The organism is Anaerolineae bacterium, assembly GCA_016931895.1.
In the GTDB taxonomy this organism is placed as follows: domain Bacteria; phylum Chloroflexota; class Anaerolineae; order 4572-78; family J111; genus JAFGNV01.
Genome location: JAFGDY010000283.1, coordinates 28,442 through 45,434 on the forward strand (window position 1 = coordinate 28,442; position 16,993 = coordinate 45,434).

Genomic DNA, 16,993 nt, shown 5'->3' on the forward strand with positions numbered 1-16,993 from the left:
AATAAGGGCTTCAGCGTTTTGATTTGGGTAGTAGAGTATTCAGTCTTATGATATTCTGGTTAGCAATAACTTCATAGATTCTTTTTACTATGCCCATTTCCCTTAAACCCTTCTCGATAAATAGATGCGGCTTCGATGATGGGGCCAGACATATCGTAATCATCTAACTTTTCTTCAAGCAGACTACCCATGATTAACTTTATGATAGGTTGACTGTTGGCAATGGCTTGAGCTAATTTCAGGTCAGTTAAGCCAGGGATATGGTCCTGATGTTTTTGTAATCGCCATATATCTTCCATTTCTCGTTGCAAGTACGTTGGGAGGGTAATGTTAATGCTTAACTCGTTAACAATCAAACCAAGACCACCTAATCGTTTATTGATTTCATCCAACATGCAATGAGTTAGATGGCGATGGTTGTGTTTGATAAATGTTAATTGCCACTTATCCACTTCGGGGGTAGCTATCAATTCGTCTACAGGATAAGAACTGACATAACGTTTTGCTGCTATTTCCAGATTTTGCCGTAATACTGGTTCCAGTTTTTCATTGGGCAAATTTACTGCATTGTACAGTTGCTGGTCGGTAAGATTGGCGAGGTTGCGAGACCAATCACAAGTTATTTGGACAATGACTGGAATCTGGGTAGCAGTAGGTAACTCCTGGCTGGTAAAGGTAAGTGTTTGGGGGATGATACTCATCTGGCTATACACTCGTTTGCCCACAAGAAAAATACGACAGGGCCCGTTAACAACCCGCTGGGGTAAATCCTTGTTGCCGATAACAACCTGAGTATTAGGCTTTATAAAGGTTTTCATTTTCCTCTTTCCTTTTCACTTCCTTAATATTTAGTGACAGGCCAGAATGCGTTCTGCTTTAAAGTGCACATTTTCTAAATTTAATACTTTTTCTGCCAGGACCGATAGCGCGTGTGCCAGAGAGAACGCCTCTGAAATATCTTCTTTAGAGTGAATGTAGAAAAGGGTTGGGTCTTTGACATCCTGCCTGATCTCTGTCTCCAATAAGCGCCGCCCAAGCCCTGCTTTTATGTCTAAATTCAAAAGGTCACAGATTTTTTCTATCATTTTTCACTCTCCTGATAAACTGGCTGTTAGTAAAATTATTTGATAATAATAAATCAAGCGTGGTAGAGGGAGGATTTAGGTAAGGTGACAAATCAAAACGTTTCGGGATAGGGAGCGCAGATATTGTTTTCCCACCATTCAGGCCATCGTGGTTTAACAAAATAGATGCCTATGCAAACCATCAGTAGAATCAGGGTATCAATGACGGCTAAAAATAATACTATCTCAAACATTGAATTTAAAAGCCAATTCATATTTGTCCTCCTCTATCCGTAAAGTTGGGATTGATCCGACAGGGTAGCATGTCGGATTTTCCGCAGAATTTCAGTATAAAGATAGTTATTCCAATTGGTGACTTGAGAATAATCCAGAGCACCTAACAACCGGCAGGCATTATCCTTACGTGCTCTATCACCGTTGCTGATAGCTATTCGGCCTAACAGCGCTTTTGATTTTTTGTTGCCTTTGTTAAAAATTTTGTAATTGCTCATATTGCACTACCTGATTACCGGCGATGACTGTTATCGTCGCTATTCGCCAACTATCTGGCGCGCTACCAAACTGAGTGCCAATAAACCTAAAAATAGGGCTAAGATAGTTGAAAGTAATATTATAGTCATTGTTTTCCTCCACTTAATTTTTATAAGTTTTTGACGATCAGGTGGGGGTAACTCATTACCCCCACCTTCTGAGATGCACTTGATGTATCTGTGCGCGACACGCTTTTGCGTGTTTGTCCCGGCTTGCGCCGGTTTGGAATTTGATTATTTGGTTGTTAAGTGTAGTTGAGGCCAATTGCCTGATGAAATGTTGTGTTCTATTAAACTGCTGGGGAGGTGCTTATCAAGTCTTTTAAGAAGCAATTGGCGTTAGCCGATCCAAATGTTACCCTCCTTTCTTTGGCGCAACCATAGTTGATTATTTTATGTAGATTTACCTCCTTTCGTCTGCTCAAAAATTATGTAAGATAGTGGTAATCGAGTGCAGATGCTTTTTAGTTGGTTTATTTTTTATAGGTAATCCTCCGTGCATAATCGTTGATTTTGTATTTCTTTGCCTACCTTTATAATAGAGGTTATATCTAACGCTATCAAGGCCAAATAAAAACGGGATGGTATCATTACCATCCCGTTCTCTGGCCTGATGATTTCGTCAAGCTGACACAAGGCTTACATCAGGTTAAATAGCCGGCCATTTTCATCAACCTCAACCCTTCCAGCCGCAACGCTTCTGGAAATAACGTGGTGTAGATGCGGCAATTTGGATTTGGCCCATCAAACCTGCCCATGGTTCGATAGGTTTCCAACGGGCAGCCGCCGGCGCAGCGATACCGCCACAGACAATCTCGACAGCCGGCTTTGTCATCAACGCTGACCGCCGGAATGGGACCGCGAGCCGCGAGTTTCAAAGCGTCATCTGTATCGGCCAGAGTAACTCCCTCGTCCAGGCGCATCTGGCACTGCGCTAACCGGCCGGCATGGTTAAAAACCAGATAACTCTGACCCACGCCGCAGGCATGCGCATGAGCTTCAGCTTGCACTCGGTCCAGCAAGCCGCCTAAAAACGGGCGGGCAGGCAAATAGTGTTCAACTACCTGATAAGCCCGCCGCAAGCCTTCAATTATCTGTTGTTCCTCCAGGCTTAAATCTGCCTTATTGGCTGACAGTAAATTTTCCCGGTAAAAATTGAGACTAAAAGGCAAACTTCGTTTGATAGCCCAGGCAACAGTCTCGGCGGCAGTCAGAGCATTACGTTTAGTGATGGTGATAGAAATATCGGGGTGAATGCCGGCCGGCAGTAGAATATGGTCAACCGCATGCTCTATTTGGGCAAAGCTGCCTTGGCCATTGCGGGTAGGCCGCTGCGCGTCGTGAGCTGCGCCGATGCCATCTAGAGAAATCATCAACTTGACCCCGGCATCGGCCAGCCAGCGGGCCATCTCAGGCGTCCAGAGCGTTCCATTACTAAGCACGACAGCCCGAAAACCAAGTTTTTTAACTGTGGTAAGCTCTTGAGCATAAGCATGGAGTTTTTGTACCAGTCGGAACTGAAGGGCCGGTTCGCCCCCGGCATATTTGAGTTTAACGGTTTCAAAATTATTTTTGACGGCTGTTTGCGTAATTCGCTCAATTGTTTTTAGGCCAATCTCATCAGGCATGCGGCTATTGGATTTACGCACATAACAATACGCACAATCCAGGTTGCAGGCGTTGGTTATGTGTAGCCAGGCGGTTAATGTGGTGGGGCGGCCCCACTTCATCACCGGCTTTGACCCGGCCAGAATAAGTAAATTGCCTTCAGCCAGCGTATAATCAACCGCTTGTTCCAGCAGTTGGGGCAGGCTGAATTCTTGGAGTCGCTTCAGCGCTGGCTGATTCAGTACGGTTGGCCCAGACGGGGAGAAAGGGCTAAAAGCCAGGGTAAAATTGTGAGGCAGGGGGGCGGTGTAAAGTTGGGGGGCAATTCTAAACCTGTCAGGCCTATCAGACCTGACAGGTTTTTGGTTAATGGTTGGATGCGCCTGGCCTCTGCGGGTATCATCCACCGACAGGGACAATCCGAACCGGTTACTGCTAAAAGGGGTGTCAGGGCAAGCACAATCCTCTTCTACTTTATCGGTCAGGGAACTGCTCAGCACAAAAGGCACATCCGGGCAGGCGCAGTCATTTTCTAACCTGGTTGAAGGATGATTGACAATGATGATCGGTTCGATTTTACTCATCATTTTACCTCTTCGGGACTACCCGGAACAGGTTCAAAGTAATCGCCAAAGGACTGTAGTAAGAAAACTTCCAAATCCGTTGGGTCTTCAGGTTCTATCTCATCAATCCGATACTCCGCCCGGGCCTGGCGTTGGTATTTAAAGAAATCTGTCATCTCAAACCGGTTAAATTTTTTGAGATAATCGTACAAAATGTCAAGACTGACCGAAATAACCGTAGACCGGGTTGAGTATAATTGATTATAACCCAAACTCAAAACAAACGCTTCGGCCGCTTGCTCGAGCATTTTAGTAGCCTGTGGGTCATTGCGTACCGCTAAACGGCCGGCCTGTTTATTTTCCAACGAAGCTCTAATGGCCGCGGCTATTTTGATAAAGCGATCTAATCTTAGGCGGCCCCTTACTGCCCATACTTTACCCAATTGCATAAAAATATAGGATTCAGCATCGGTGGGACAAGGTGGAGAACTATCTTTTTTCAATAGACTCTCTGGTGGAACTAATTTCAGGGTATCTTCAATTGCTTGCTCGGCTGCCTCAGTTTCGCCGGCATAGTAGTACGTCCAGGCCAGGTCATTTTGGGCATCAAGTTGATGCCGGGCAAAACCTCTCTCCGTAGACAACTCCAGCGCTGTTTTAAGTAAGCTGATAGCCCGATTTCGGTATTGTGTAATTCGGCTGCTTTGGTCAGGGTGGTGGGTTTTAAGATAATACATGTAATCACGATATAAACACCCCTGTTCAATCAAAGCCTCGATCCGGCGCATCACCTCCGGGCTATATTGTTCAAAAATTTCAACTGCCTCGGCGATAGCTGTAGCCGCGGTATCCAACAGTTCTTCGGGCGTGTCCACTACCTTTGGCACCTTTGACGTGGTTAGGCGGCGTAAAGCTTCACACAACTCCGTAAGCGCCAAACCAAGCCCGCGCGGGTCCTCTAATTTGCGAAAATAAACAACGGCTCTGGCCGCTTCCGGCCAGGCATTTTCCGGCTGCCGGCCATTGTTATAAATAACCGCCAAAGTGTTATGAGAAAAGGCAATAGGATTTTCAAACCCTAACTCTTCTCTTAGTTCCAGCGCGTCCCGGCAAATCCGACCCGCCCGGTTAATCAAACCCATTTCTGAAAGCACACGCGACAGGTTATTGCGCGTAATTGCTTGTCGAGCCCAAAACCCGGTATCCCGCAAATAGCGCAAAGCTGTAGCATAATACTGGCCGGCCTGGCGATAATGTCCCTGGGTGACATGGCCATAACCGAGGAAGTTATAGTTTAATCCTATCACTCGCCGTAAACGAATTTCAGCTGGGTGTTCTAGCAAACTAAATTCTTCCTGTTCAGGAATGCCCTTATGGGACAAGAGTCGTTCCAATTGCTTGGCTGTTGTTTCCAGTCTGGCGATAGCGTCTGGAATGTTCTCCCCCAGATAGACACGGGAAAACTCTTGCCAACAAATGCGTTCGCCCCTGGAAAAGGTGTGGGCCAGGGTTTTTTGCAAGGGTTCCGGCAGGGCGGGAATAATTTGTTCCACCTGGTCGGCAAACTCAATGGCGCGGTGATACTGTTTGGTGAGGAAAAACCTTTTGATCCAGCGGGTCACATCATCCTGTATCGCGGCTCGCTCAAGGGTATCCCAGGAGGTGTCATTGACCATACTTGGCCGGGGGGGCAGGTTGATAAATGCGCGGGTATAGGGGTCTGTGAGAAATCGCCATAGTTCAATTTGAATCTGCACGTCGGCTTCCAAATCATTCGCCCGCGACATTTGTTCGGCTATGTCGTAATAAGTGTCATTAAAGCCCGCATCCGGGTCAATCCTTAGCTCGTAATGTAATCTTTCTAGCCGGGCAGCCAAAACATGTTCTTCTAAAGCAAAACGTTCATGTTCTTCTGTTATACCCAAAGAGCGGAGTTTCATAGATAACGCCCGGGCCGGCGATTCCCAGTGCAGGGAACGTTCATCCTCCTTACGAATTTGCGTTCGTATTTCATTTAATTGGTCAATTTCCCAATCCGCAAATTTTTGCAATTTCCGGTAAAGTTGCAAACGAGCCTGAGCTTCGTCTTTCCGGTCAATCTCATTAGCGGCCATATTTTCGGCATAAATGCGATAAAGTTCATCCTGCAGAATCAACCGGCCATCGGCCCTGGTTTTGACCACAGAGAGGCGGTGTAACGAATAAGGATTGTCGAAGGCTAATTCCTGTTCAATCTCATGGTTTAAGATGGGGTCAGTCTTCCAGGCGGCAGGGTCAGCGTTGGGCAAACTGCCCAGGATAAAGTTTAATCGTTTGGCATCCAGGCCGTGCCGGGCGCGCACCAGGGCGGTCATTATCCGGGGACGAAGGTCATCTGTTGTGGCAAAAAGCAAACGGATGAACTCCGCTTCAATTTCAAACTGTATCTTTTCTAATCCTTCCTTTTGTATCCGTTCTTTGGCCTGGGCAAAGGTATCTTGTAAGGCCACCGGCTCTTTTTTGCCTTCAATCAAGATGTCCACAAACAAGGCCAGGCGCACCGGCTGTCCGGCGGTATAGAGGTGGAGCACTTTGATGCGGTCCTGGTCTTGGGCAATGTTTTGCAAATGCGCCGCAATGGCTTCGTCCGAGCCGGGTTGAGCCTGATAATCCTGGGCCAATTGGTTTAAATAGGTTTGCACATCTTCCACATTAAAAACGTCTAACTCAATGGTTTCCAGGCTGAACCGGCTATCTGGATGATGGGCGGCCTCAATTAATTGCTCAAAATAAGCCTCTGCTTCAGGCCGGCCGGCCAGGAGAATAGTGGTATTGGGCAACTTTCCCTGTTGCAACAATTCCAGCAAACGTTGTTGGGTGCTGAAACCGATGTCTTTGGGGCTGAGCAGCCCTGTTTCCCATAGCCAAGACGCGCCGGCATAACTTAATTGTTCGGCCGTGTCAAGCGCCCACACCAAACGATATTCACCGGCCAGTTGCCGGTAATCTTCAAAAAAGGCCCCCTCCGCCTTTGCCGCCGCTGCTTCCACCGACGAATAGTCGGCTTGATCTCTACGTTTTCGCTTGTACTCAACCACGGCGTCGTCATAAGCCTGAAATTGGGCCTGTTCATGCCAGGAGAAACTATCCCGGAGGATTTGCAGAAAATGCTCAAAGGTGTGCAACCGCACATCGCTGAAGTCCACAATATTTGAGATAATAACGGGCGTTGTAGTTGTCCAAATTTCGTCAATATTGGGCGGAGATAAATATAGAAAACTCTGGTGATGGCCGATCCGCCACAGGGTTTCAAGCAATAAACGGGTTTTGCCCAGGCCGCCCGGCGCTTTGATAATCACAACCCGGGTGTCGAGTCCGGGTTGACAAATAGCCTGTTCCAGCTTTTTTAATTCGGCAATCCGGTTAACAATGCGCTCGGTGCGGCGAGCAACCGCGAATGTGGGGGTGATCATTGTTTGTTCTCCTTTTCCTTCTCTCTCAGGCGATTTTCGGCATAAAGCAGTTCACGCAACCCGTCAACAATTTGATAACGTTGTCCGCCGATGTGGGTGACGATACTTAACACCATTAGCGTTTGGATATGATTGAGGGCCTCTCGTTGGGTATATTTATTCCCGGCAAAGTTCTCCAATATCCATGAGTTTTCTTGAAGGGCTACAATCTGCCTTAAAGCATCCTCTATGGTTTTCACAGTTTCTGGCTTTTGGCGCAATTCCGGGCCAATGAGTTCATACCGGCTTTCCTTTAAATCATTGGCGTTTAAAATGGGACGGCGATGATTGGCTTCATTTTCTCGGGCCCGGCGGAATAAAATGGTATTCAAACCGGGGACAGTGAGGGCATAAGGGGCTACGATTTCAAGAAATTCCTCCAGCGGGGCTTCAAGTTTTTCCGGTATAATCGTAGCCCGTTTGTGCAGTTGTTGGTGACCATCTGCTGATATTTTATTTTCTATTTTGGAAAAAGTCTCCAGAGAAATTCGCTTTTCGCCGCGCCGGGGATTAGAGGGAATTAGATAGGATTCCTCTCTAAAGGAAACGATAATCCGTACTTCTGGATTGAGCCAAAACTGGTCCAGCAAATACTTTTCCAGTTCTCGCCGCTCATTATCTGCTAATTCATTCAGGCCGTCTACAATTAAAATGGGGCGTAACGAGGGGCTATTTTGGGTCAGATTTTCGAGCAAATGACGAACCCAGGCTTCCAGAGATTCATCGGGGGGGACGGCGCTCATTTTGGCGCAAACAGTTCCGGCTTGTTCTATCACCGTTAGCAGCCATTTGGTGATTGCCGCATACGAGGTTAAGGTCAACGTGGGGGCTGTTATGATAAACAGGTCGCGCCATTCAGCCAGGCGACAAACCAATTGCTTGAGCAGCCAGGTTTTGCCATAACCTGGTGGAGCGGCAATAGTCCTTAATCGGCGGGAGGGGACAGCGATATCCGTCGCCCACCGGACCAGATCTTCCAGTTCTCGCTCCCGTCCCACAAATAGTTCAGAGCGAAATTTTTCTGACATTTTGACTCCCTGGTAATCGAAGCCAGTCACACTAGACTAACTTCAGTAAGTCAGCACCGGCCTGTGTTGTCTGTTCCCCCTATTTATTTGTAACTTGATTGTTTTTCACAACGCCCTGGTTATTATACCACAAAAAAACCTCTCTGAGTCTCTCGACTTTCTCTCAACATTATCCAATTTGTACTGAGACTCGAACCTTGAGGCGTGAATAGGCCCGGTTATTCAGGTAAAGGAGAGTCATAGCTCCAAAATTGTTTCATTCTGCGCCAATCGGCGGCGGTGAGCAGGGGTTGGTCGGGGGCGTGTTGGGCATGGGCGTCTATCAGGGCGCTCACCAGACGGAGCAAATGCCGGGGCGAATGTTGGGCCGCCTGAATTAATTTTTCTTCCAGTGTGCCGGCCAGTTCAGCCGCAGCCAGATAATTAAAGCCGGGGATATGGCTGCCCGCCGCGCGCAGGCGTTGGCGCAGCAATTCGGCCAGAGCGGCATCATCCCAATGAATGAGGTAAGAAAGGGGGGGATAGGATAAACTGTTGAAAATATTTTCATAGGTTTTAAAGATGGGTGTTTGCATCTCTTCAGGTAAAAAGAAATAAAAAAACAAACCCTGGCTTTGCCAGCGAGCCAGGTGGTCAAACAGGGGCGTGATCAAGCCCAATATTTTATCAATTTCGCGCTCATAAGCATCCACGCCGTCAACCAGAACAAAAATCTGCCTGAACCCCCAACTTTTTGCCGCCAGCAAGCCGGTTTGGAGCAACTCTGCCCCTGTAAGGGAAGCATCAGAACCTGGAGGTGGGGAGACAGTTTCGGTTTCCGGCAGCCAACAATCTTTAAGCAAGTTAACAATTTTGAGAGATGGCTTGATGTAGCGCACCGCCGGACGATTCAAACGGGACCACAGGCTGGCCAGGCCGTTTTCCCGGTCGGTAAAATCATCGGTCAAAATGAGTTCGGCCGTCCGCCATAGGCGCGACCAAACCAGGGCCAGTTGCGCCTGCCATTGTTTTTTTTGGGTCTCGGTGGGCGGCTCAAGGGCGTCAAGCTGCTCAAGAACCTGAATAAACAGGTCCAGCGCCAATTCCTTGGCTATGTTCGTCCAATGTTGTTCAGCCGTCAGTTGTTGCGTTGGTTTGTGGCTCAATTCATAGGTAACTACCAGGGTCCGGTCATATACGGAGCGACACTCGGCCTCCAGGGTGTAGCGAAGGGTGGTTTTGCCGCTGCCGGGCCGGCCAAATATCAGGCCGTTTCGCGCTTCGCGTAAAGCCTGGGGGAGGGGTTTGTTGAATTTTGGATCGTGGGGGTCTGTATAATAAGCAAAAAAATGGGGCTGTTTTTCGCTGCTGCGCAACTCCTGCTCTGCCACCGGGCCGGCAAAGGGGTCATGCGATAACTCCAGGGTATCCAAGAGATAAGTGAGCCGGGGGTTGTTAGACTTTTTCATGGACGCAGCATATTCCGATAGACTATTGTTGGCCAATTCCTCTCCTCCTCCTCGGAAGACTCTTACAGAGACGCACCTATGGTATAACAAAGGCACATGTGTAAGAAGTGTGCGGGCATATCACAAAGACCCTAAAGGTCTCTGAGACCTTTAGGGTCTGGAGCCCTCGCAGCAACTGCGCATATTTGACAAATGAGCCAAATAAATTGGGTGACTATAAAACACAGAAAATAGGAGGATAGATTGCCTCCAACCTCCTATTTCCATTAAGGTCTGTGTCGGTTAAGATATAGCGCCATACGCCCGCGTATGCTTTTTAGGTTAATATTTTTTGCGCAATTTTTCTCATCTCCATTATAAAACGTAAGTCTAACGTAATCATCTATTTTAGCATACGCAAACATAACATTATCTTACATTTAACTGGCATCAAGCTATCATCTGTCTAACGCCGGGCTGGCAGGCTATGTATCGGCAGCATTTTCCAGCCAATAACCCTGGCTGCGCGTATTTTGGACGTAGACCGGCTTATCGGGCACCGGCTCAATTTTTTTGCGTAAACGGCTGGCAATGGTATTGAGGTTGCCCTGGGTGCCAGCTATCTTCAGCAACGCAGGATTAGCGTCCCCGCTCTGGCGGTATTGCCATAAGACTTCCAGAAAAGCAAAGGGCTGCTCATCCAGGGAAATAAACTGCGCGCCCAGCCAGACGCCCCGGCATGTTCTATCCAATTTGAGATGGACATGGTTGGCAAAGTAGGCGTGGACGAGGTCGTTATAGTTTTGGCCGGTTAATTTTTGGCCGTTGTGGGCGTATTGGTTGAGCAGGGTGGCGGTCAACCCAACCCAGGCGCGAGGGGTAGGCCCGCCATAGATGGGCTGGATTTTATGTTCCAGGGCAGTTAACAACTCTGGCGCGGCAATGTCGGTTAAGGCGCGCCGGCGGTTATCGGTGGCGGCTTGCACATAACGATTACTAAGTTCCCGGCAATCTTCAGCCGGCCAGCGCAGGGAGGTGAAAGTAATCCGGCCGCGAGATTTATCAATCAGTTTAGCCTGGTCAATGGCATGCTCTGGAATGGCCGCCTTAATGGCAAATCCTTCAAATTGCAGGGGCGTCAACCAGCCAAATAAATCGGCCATCTTTGCCAAAATGGGTTCGTCAAGGTCGGCTTCGTTGACGTCCACCAGAACGGCCACTCCATCCTCAAACCCCACTCGCCGGCTCAAGGTCACTAACTCTTCAATTTGGCCCTGCACGTCAAGCAATTCGGTGTCGGTTGGGTATAGGTCCTTAAAAGGATGTTCCAGTAATTTCAATAAAGCTTGCTGATTCAGTTCATCGGCCCAGCGCTCAAAAGCGCGCGGGCCGCCATATTTTTCAATTAGCCAACGCAGATATACCCGGTTAGTGATAGAAAGTTGGGGTTGGTCAAGTTGGTGGGGGTGGGCAGTTAAAAACTTTTTGATAACCATTGAAATGCAGGCCATCATTTGTCCCAGGTGGTTATAGTCGCTTGACCAGGCATGCTCTCCGCCCGGCCACCGGTCAATGGGATAACGCACAATGAGCAGGCGGGGTGTCTCTGTTCTTTCCAGGGCTTTTATGGCCGCCGATTTGCCGCTGCCCGGCCCGCCAAAGGCGATAACATGGGCCACGCCTCGCAAGGTCACGTCGGCCGGCGAGGGAACGTAACACTCCGCCCACCAGCGCTCATTTTGTGCCGAGGTGCGTTGTTCTTCGGATAAAAACGGCCATTCAGCGACGGTCAGACTCATTGTTCAGTTTCTCCACGGCCTGCGCCAAATTTTCGGCCGAGAAAGTGGGCCGCTCCGGGCTATGTGCAAGATGGTCGTCAAATAAGAATCGCCACAACTGGGCCAAACAACGTGGATTACCTTTGGCCTGTTGGATGAATTGCACATAAACGCCCTCGTCAAAAAGCAAGTCGGGGCCGCCATGAATACCGGCCAACCGGGCCAGGCTATCATAACGCCAGCGGGCCATTTCGGCCAATAAATCGTCGGTCCAGGTCAACCGCGATATTCTCACATTGCCGGAAAAATTCTTTATCTCCGGGGCCAGGCCGGCGGGCAGAAATAATTTGATAATAAGGGCATGCGCCGCCCAGCCCGGCATATTCTGGAGATAAACCAATGTCTCTTCGGGCTTTGCTTCATTAAAGTCAACGGCCAATACAGCCCGGTCAAAATGAAATAACCTCAGCATATCCTGAACCGCTAACAACCATTGTTTTTGATTTTTCCAGGAGGCCGCTTTCATCCGCTGGATGGCTCTGGTCACATTCCGGTCCGCTGCAAAAAGTTGCGTTAAGCGCGGCTTGACGATTTCTGCTTCCAGGCTATTCAGCCAGAAACGAGCCAGGAGTTTTTGCTCGTCTGGGGACAAATCCAACAAAATGGCGGGATTGGCCCGGCCAAAATTGAACAGGGCCAGGGCTACTTCTTTGTGGATATCGCGCAGGGCAACCTGTTCCCCCCTCAGATAAATGGGTAAGGTTTTGGCCAATGGTTTGCCTTCAACGTCGCCCAACTGGGACAGAGCGTAAGCGCAAGCGGTTTTGCCGCTGCCGCTTTCCCCCAGAATTAATTCGGGCGAAAAGTTGGCCGAAATCGCCGCATAGGCCGGGTGGCCGCGGTCGCTCCAAAAGCCACCCACTTCGCCAAACAAAAAGGCTAATTCGTGTTCGGCTTGGTGGTTGGGAAAGGGGTCATAACCTTTAAGTGTCCGGCTAATCTGACAATCTGGTAGAATAGGCCGGGGTTTAAACAGGTCAAGTTTCCAGGATAGTTGCGGCAGACGTAAAGGTGAAATAGCTGATATATCCGGTTTAGGTTTTTTGGCCCAGTCAAGGAGAATGTCCAAGTAGTCTTTGCGGCTGGCATGTTTTATAAGCTGGTCAATAGTATCGGCAAACTCGGTTTTGCTCATACCCCTAGATGAGGAAATTGCCTCCGAGTCAACAACATCGGTTGACGCGAGTTTGTATTTTTCCGGCCAGGATTCATTATAGAAAATCCTGAATTCAGGTCTCTCAAGACAGAAACGGCCTAATTCTATATCTGTGAAATTCTCAGTTAATAGAACGCGAATATTATCTAAATCGTATTCTCTCTCGGTTTCCTTGAGCCTTTGTTCAGCCTGAAGTATTTGTCTTAGCCCGTCAATGACCGTATATTTTTGACCGCCAGCGTGACAAACAATACCTAGAGCCATCAGCATTTGTATATGATTGAGCGCGTCACGTTGGAGGTATTTACCTTGCACAGCAAAGGTTTCGAAAGTCCAGGAATCTTGTGGTAGGGCGATAATGGCCTGTATATCTCGTTCAATGAATTCAATAGCTTCCGGCTGACGGTTCAATTCCGGGCCAATAAGTTCATGCCAACATGCCCTTAAATCGGCGGCAGTTAATATTGGCTGGCGATTGTTTTTTATATTTTCTTGAATTCTCTCGACTAAGATGGCATTAAGCCCCGGAATATTGAGGGTATAAGGAGCAATAAGTTTAAGGATTTCTTGATATTTAGAGTCTTTGACTTTTAGGTCCAGAAGTTCTTCAAGTTGTTGATGCCCCTCTTTTTCAGAAAATGGCCTTAAAAGCACTCGCTCTTCGCCACGCCGGAGATTAGTGCTGGCCAGGACGGATTCATCTCTGAGGGAAACAATTATCCGCGCTGCGGGATTAAGCCAGAACTGATCTAACAAACACTTTTCCAATTCTCGACGCTCGTTGTATTGTAATTCATCGAACCCATCCACTAGCAGAATAGGATGTAAAGGGGGACTGGCTTGGGTTAAATCTTCAAGCAGGTTAGAAATTATAATTTCTGGGGAAAATTGACCAATGTCACGCACCGTAGGATAAACTATTTGCGCATTTCTAACCACAAATGATAACCACTCAACCATCTGTACTCTGGATATTAATTTGGAGGCAGGGACAGGGACACTGATAATAAATAAATCACGTCTGTTTATAAGCCGTCTTTCTAGCTCACGCAGCAGCCAAGTCTTACCATAACCAGGGGGAGCGGCAATAGTCCTTAACCGGCGGACGCCGGAGGGATCTGTCACCCAACGAATCAGGTCATCCAATTCTCGCTGGCGTCCAGCAAATAAACTTGGCGAAAAAGTTTCAGGAGTAAATGGCAGGAGAATAGAGGCCAGTTTTTCAAAGGCCTCAACCAGGCCTGACTCACTGGCTCGTTCAGGTTCACGCGTGGCCACGCTCTCTTTGTAAGCATAGTATGGCACATAGGGTATTTTCAAGTCAATAAATGCGCTCTTTTCAAACTTGAACCGGGGCGCGATAAAACTGTTCAGGACGCGGTTGAATTGTTCTTCAAACTCATCGAGTAAAAGTTTCTCGCCTTGTTCCACCCGGCTCGGCACAAATAGTAGTGAAAGGGGTCTTCCCTGGCGTCCCTCGCTGACCAGTTGCGGGTTGGCCAGGCTGCGGGCCATCATCAACGTGCCGTCGAGATTTTGTTGATTGGGGGTGACAAACATAATCACCACATCCGCAAGCTGGTAAGCGCAAACGCCGCTCATTTCGGTGACGCCGGTGCGGCTGTCAATCAGCACCACATTGGCCTGCCTTTCCGTTTCGCGCCGAAACCATTCAAAGAATTGCTCGCCATCCCAATTCGTATAAAAGTCGTCCCAATCAAAAGAACGCACCCGTTGAGCGTAATTGGTAAATTCAGAGCCGGCGCGACGACCGGCCGGAATTATAGATAGCCTCCCGCCAATTTCGTTTTCTTGATAAATAGGCGTAATAAAATTGGTAATGGGTTCAACCGGAAAAGGAAAATCTTTTTGCCTTTGGGGAGTTGGCGGTTCCAATGTTTGGGAGAGGGGCAGGGGGGATGATAATAAACGCAACTCTTTATAAGAAACCAGCATGTCAATAACGCCGCGCCGCGTTAGAATATCACCGGGTTTGTTCTGCGCTTCTGGCACCTCAAAATAACCTTCCAGGCCGGGCGCTTCCAGGTCAAAGTCTACCATCAAGACTTTGAAACCTCGACGATACAACAACTCAGCCACATTGGCCAAGGCCATGGAACGTCCTACGCCGCCTTTGAAGGAGTAAAACGTATAAATCATTGACCTACTCCGGTCAATCCTTCATGCATATACGCCCGAATACCCGTTGGCCCAACTATTTCCGGATACATTATTCTCAATCGGTCCGCCAACCAATGTTGAAATTCTTCCTTCTCGCAAATCTCCCGGCACGCACTAAAATCTTCGGCGTAATCCCTGTTGCGTTTGACAAATTCCATATCTGAAATACGTAACCGAAAAACGACGGTCATGCTGCGCACTACCTCAAACATGGTATGGAAGGGAGCTATAGTTACCACAGAGGTTTTTGGGTAAGCATCGAGCATTGATTGTTGAAATGCTTCAAAAATCGCCGGGTGGCGTATCGAGATGCTATCCATAATCACTATGCACCCTTCCTGTCGTAACGTTCTGAGATAATGCCGGTTACCGGTATCATTGAGTTTGCGGATATCGTGAAAAACGGGAATGAAGGGGTGCATCTTATTCCCGGCCTGCTCAAGCGACTCGGCCACCAGGTGAGTAATGCTTTCCGCGCCATCAGTTCCGCTGAAAGGCTGCCAGGCTTCAGGTTTGTCTCGATAACGTTGTGTCCAGTCAGTTATGCCGTTCTTGTTCAGTACCTTTTGCAGTTGCTTGAACAAAGTTTTTTCCGTAACCAAATCTTCAATATCGGAGTCATTCATTACTAACAATACAATCGGCACCGGAATGCCGGGGTCAGGCTTGTGTGGTTCAATTTCATCACGAAAATTGCTAAATACAAACTGGAAAATATGGCCATTGGTCTGATATTGATGTACATTTTCTGGACTCCAATCTGGTTGTGTAAATCCACCAGAAATAACCTGGTCCAGTACATCATGTATAGAGAGACCATGTTCAACTTGAACACTCATTTCCTGGATAAGCCATATAAGGGCATTAAAAATATTTTCAGGATAGACCTGTGCCTCTACCCAAACTTGTAACTTGTCCAGGAAGGGATAAAAGGGAATTAGGGAACTATCTGCATGAAGTTGTGACAAACGTTTCTTGATTTCTGACCAGGAGTCTTGAGATGTCATAAGCTTAATTCTTTAATTGTTCCTGCACTTTTTGGGCTATTTTTTGAATAGTCAAGGCAATGCCGGCGGCCGGACTGGCCAGGGCGGCAATGATGACCTCGCCTATATCTGGGGCCATTGCCGCCAGGTTTTTTAGTCGTTTTTCCAAAGCTGTTTGTGTTTCAGGACTTTCGTCGCCTTTTTGGATTTTCTCTGCCTGAGTGCGAGCCTGCTCGGCTATTGGGGTAATTGCTGCCTGGTCGTCAGCCGGCAGCAATTTAATATTTTTCATCAGGTCGGCGAATACTTGAGCCAAAGCTTCATTCTCTTGAGAAATATCTCGACCAACTATAATGACATCCCTTTGAGCCTGAATCACATCCCTTTCAACTTTCCAGTTTGGCTGATAAAAACCACCTTGCATATTCACCGTTGGATCAACAGGAACTACTTCATCAGGTATATCAGGCTCTATAACCGCCGAGACATTGTTCAAGTCACGCACCAGAGCCATTAGCCCTAATGCGTAATTGTCAGGCTGGTTGAGGTTATGATAGTGTAAACGCTTCAAATCAGATGGAACTTCGCAGGGCGAAATGAGCAAGGGGATGACACGCTTTTGTAAGGTCAACGCATTCTCCCATTCCCAGGTCACGTAGGGAGATGCTGCCGATGCCGGGGTCAGCAAAACCAAAACGACATCTATTTCTCGCAGCGCTGCGCGAAGTTGCTCTTTCCACCCCAATCCGCCTTGCATATCTTCTATGTCTCGCCAAATAGAAAAATTAGCGCGTTCCAATTCGGTACGAAGGCGAGTAGCGGCAGGGTTACCATCCGCGCGAGCATACGATAAAAAAATCTTAAGCATAGTCTTTTTCTCCAAGAATATTGCAGTCAGCTACACTCGATAACTTGTCAATATCAAAACAGTAAATTCAAGATCGCCACTTTTTCTACAACCGCCGTGGGCAAAACAAGCCCTTTCCTGATAGTGCATCCTATTTAGATCCTATTTTGACAATGTTAGATTATTATGTTCAGTAATAAGATTCATCAAGGACTACGAGAATTATAAAGACGGGATTTGCGAGATCGGGTAC

11 protein-coding genes are annotated in these 16,993 nt (G+C 47.9%); all 11 read right to left on the bottom strand.

Features of this window, described 5'->3' with window-relative positions; translation table 11 throughout:
- Positions 1–71 precede the first annotated feature (71 nt).
- The gene (locus JW953_21625; protein ID MBN1995303.1) at positions 72–818 is read right to left on the bottom strand and encodes a hypothetical protein; all 747 of its coding nucleotides are present in this window, start codon (positions 816–818) and stop codon (positions 72–74) included.
- A gap of 30 nt (positions 819–848) precedes the next feature.
- Positions 849–1,085, bottom strand: coding sequence for a hypothetical protein (locus JW953_21630; GenBank protein MBN1995304.1), 237 nt, complete (start codon positions 1,083–1,085; stop codon positions 849–851).
- 266 nt (positions 1,086–1,351) lie between these two features.
- Positions 1,352–1,576, bottom strand: coding sequence for a hypothetical protein (locus tag JW953_21635; protein MBN1995305.1), 225 nt, complete (start codon positions 1,574–1,576; stop codon positions 1,352–1,354).
- A gap of 683 nt (positions 1,577–2,259) precedes the next feature.
- Positions 2,260–3,810 carry a radical SAM protein gene (locus tag JW953_21640; protein ID MBN1995306.1) on the bottom strand — a complete coding sequence of 517 codons (1,551 nt, stop codon included), beginning with the start codon at positions 3,808–3,810 and terminating at the stop codon, positions 2,260–2,262.
- Positions 3,807–7,238: a hypothetical protein gene (locus JW953_21645; protein MBN1995307.1), complete on the bottom strand. Its 3,432-nt coding sequence runs from the start codon at positions 7,236–7,238 to the stop codon at positions 3,807–3,809. Before JW953_21645 ends, JW953_21640 begins: the two co-directional genes overlap by 4 nt.
- Positions 7,235–8,305 carry a hypothetical protein gene (locus tag JW953_21650; GenBank protein MBN1995308.1) on the bottom strand — a complete coding sequence of 357 codons (1,071 nt, stop codon included), beginning with the start codon at positions 8,303–8,305 and terminating at the stop codon, positions 7,235–7,237. The genes JW953_21645 and JW953_21650 overlap by 4 nt, the downstream gene beginning before the upstream one ends.
- Positions 8,306–8,523: 218 nt before the next feature.
- The gene (locus JW953_21655; protein MBN1995309.1) at positions 8,524–9,789 is read right to left on the bottom strand and encodes a DEAD/DEAH box helicase family protein; all 1,266 of its coding nucleotides are present in this window, start codon (positions 9,787–9,789) and stop codon (positions 8,524–8,526) included.
- A 428-nt stretch (positions 9,790–10,217) separates the two neighbouring features.
- On the bottom strand, positions 10,218–11,531 hold the full coding sequence (locus JW953_21660; GenBank protein MBN1995310.1) for a winged helix-turn-helix domain-containing protein: 1,314 nt from the start codon (positions 11,529–11,531) through the stop codon (positions 10,218–10,220).
- Complete coding sequence (locus tag JW953_21665; protein MBN1995311.1) at positions 11,512–14,886, bottom strand: hypothetical protein; 3,375 nt, start codon at positions 14,884–14,886, stop codon at positions 11,512–11,514. Before JW953_21665 ends, JW953_21660 begins: the two co-directional genes overlap by 20 nt.
- Positions 14,883–15,914, bottom strand: coding sequence for a hypothetical protein (locus JW953_21670; protein MBN1995312.1), 1,032 nt, complete (start codon positions 15,912–15,914; stop codon positions 14,883–14,885). The genes JW953_21665 and JW953_21670 overlap by 4 nt, the downstream gene beginning before the upstream one ends.
- Before the next feature lie 4 nt (positions 15,915–15,918).
- Positions 15,919–16,761 (bottom strand): toll/interleukin-1 receptor domain-containing protein, encoded by an 843-nt coding sequence (locus tag JW953_21675; GenBank protein MBN1995313.1) that lies wholly within the window; start codon positions 16,759–16,761, stop codon positions 15,919–15,921.
- Between the last annotated feature and the right edge of the window lie 232 nt (positions 16,762–16,993).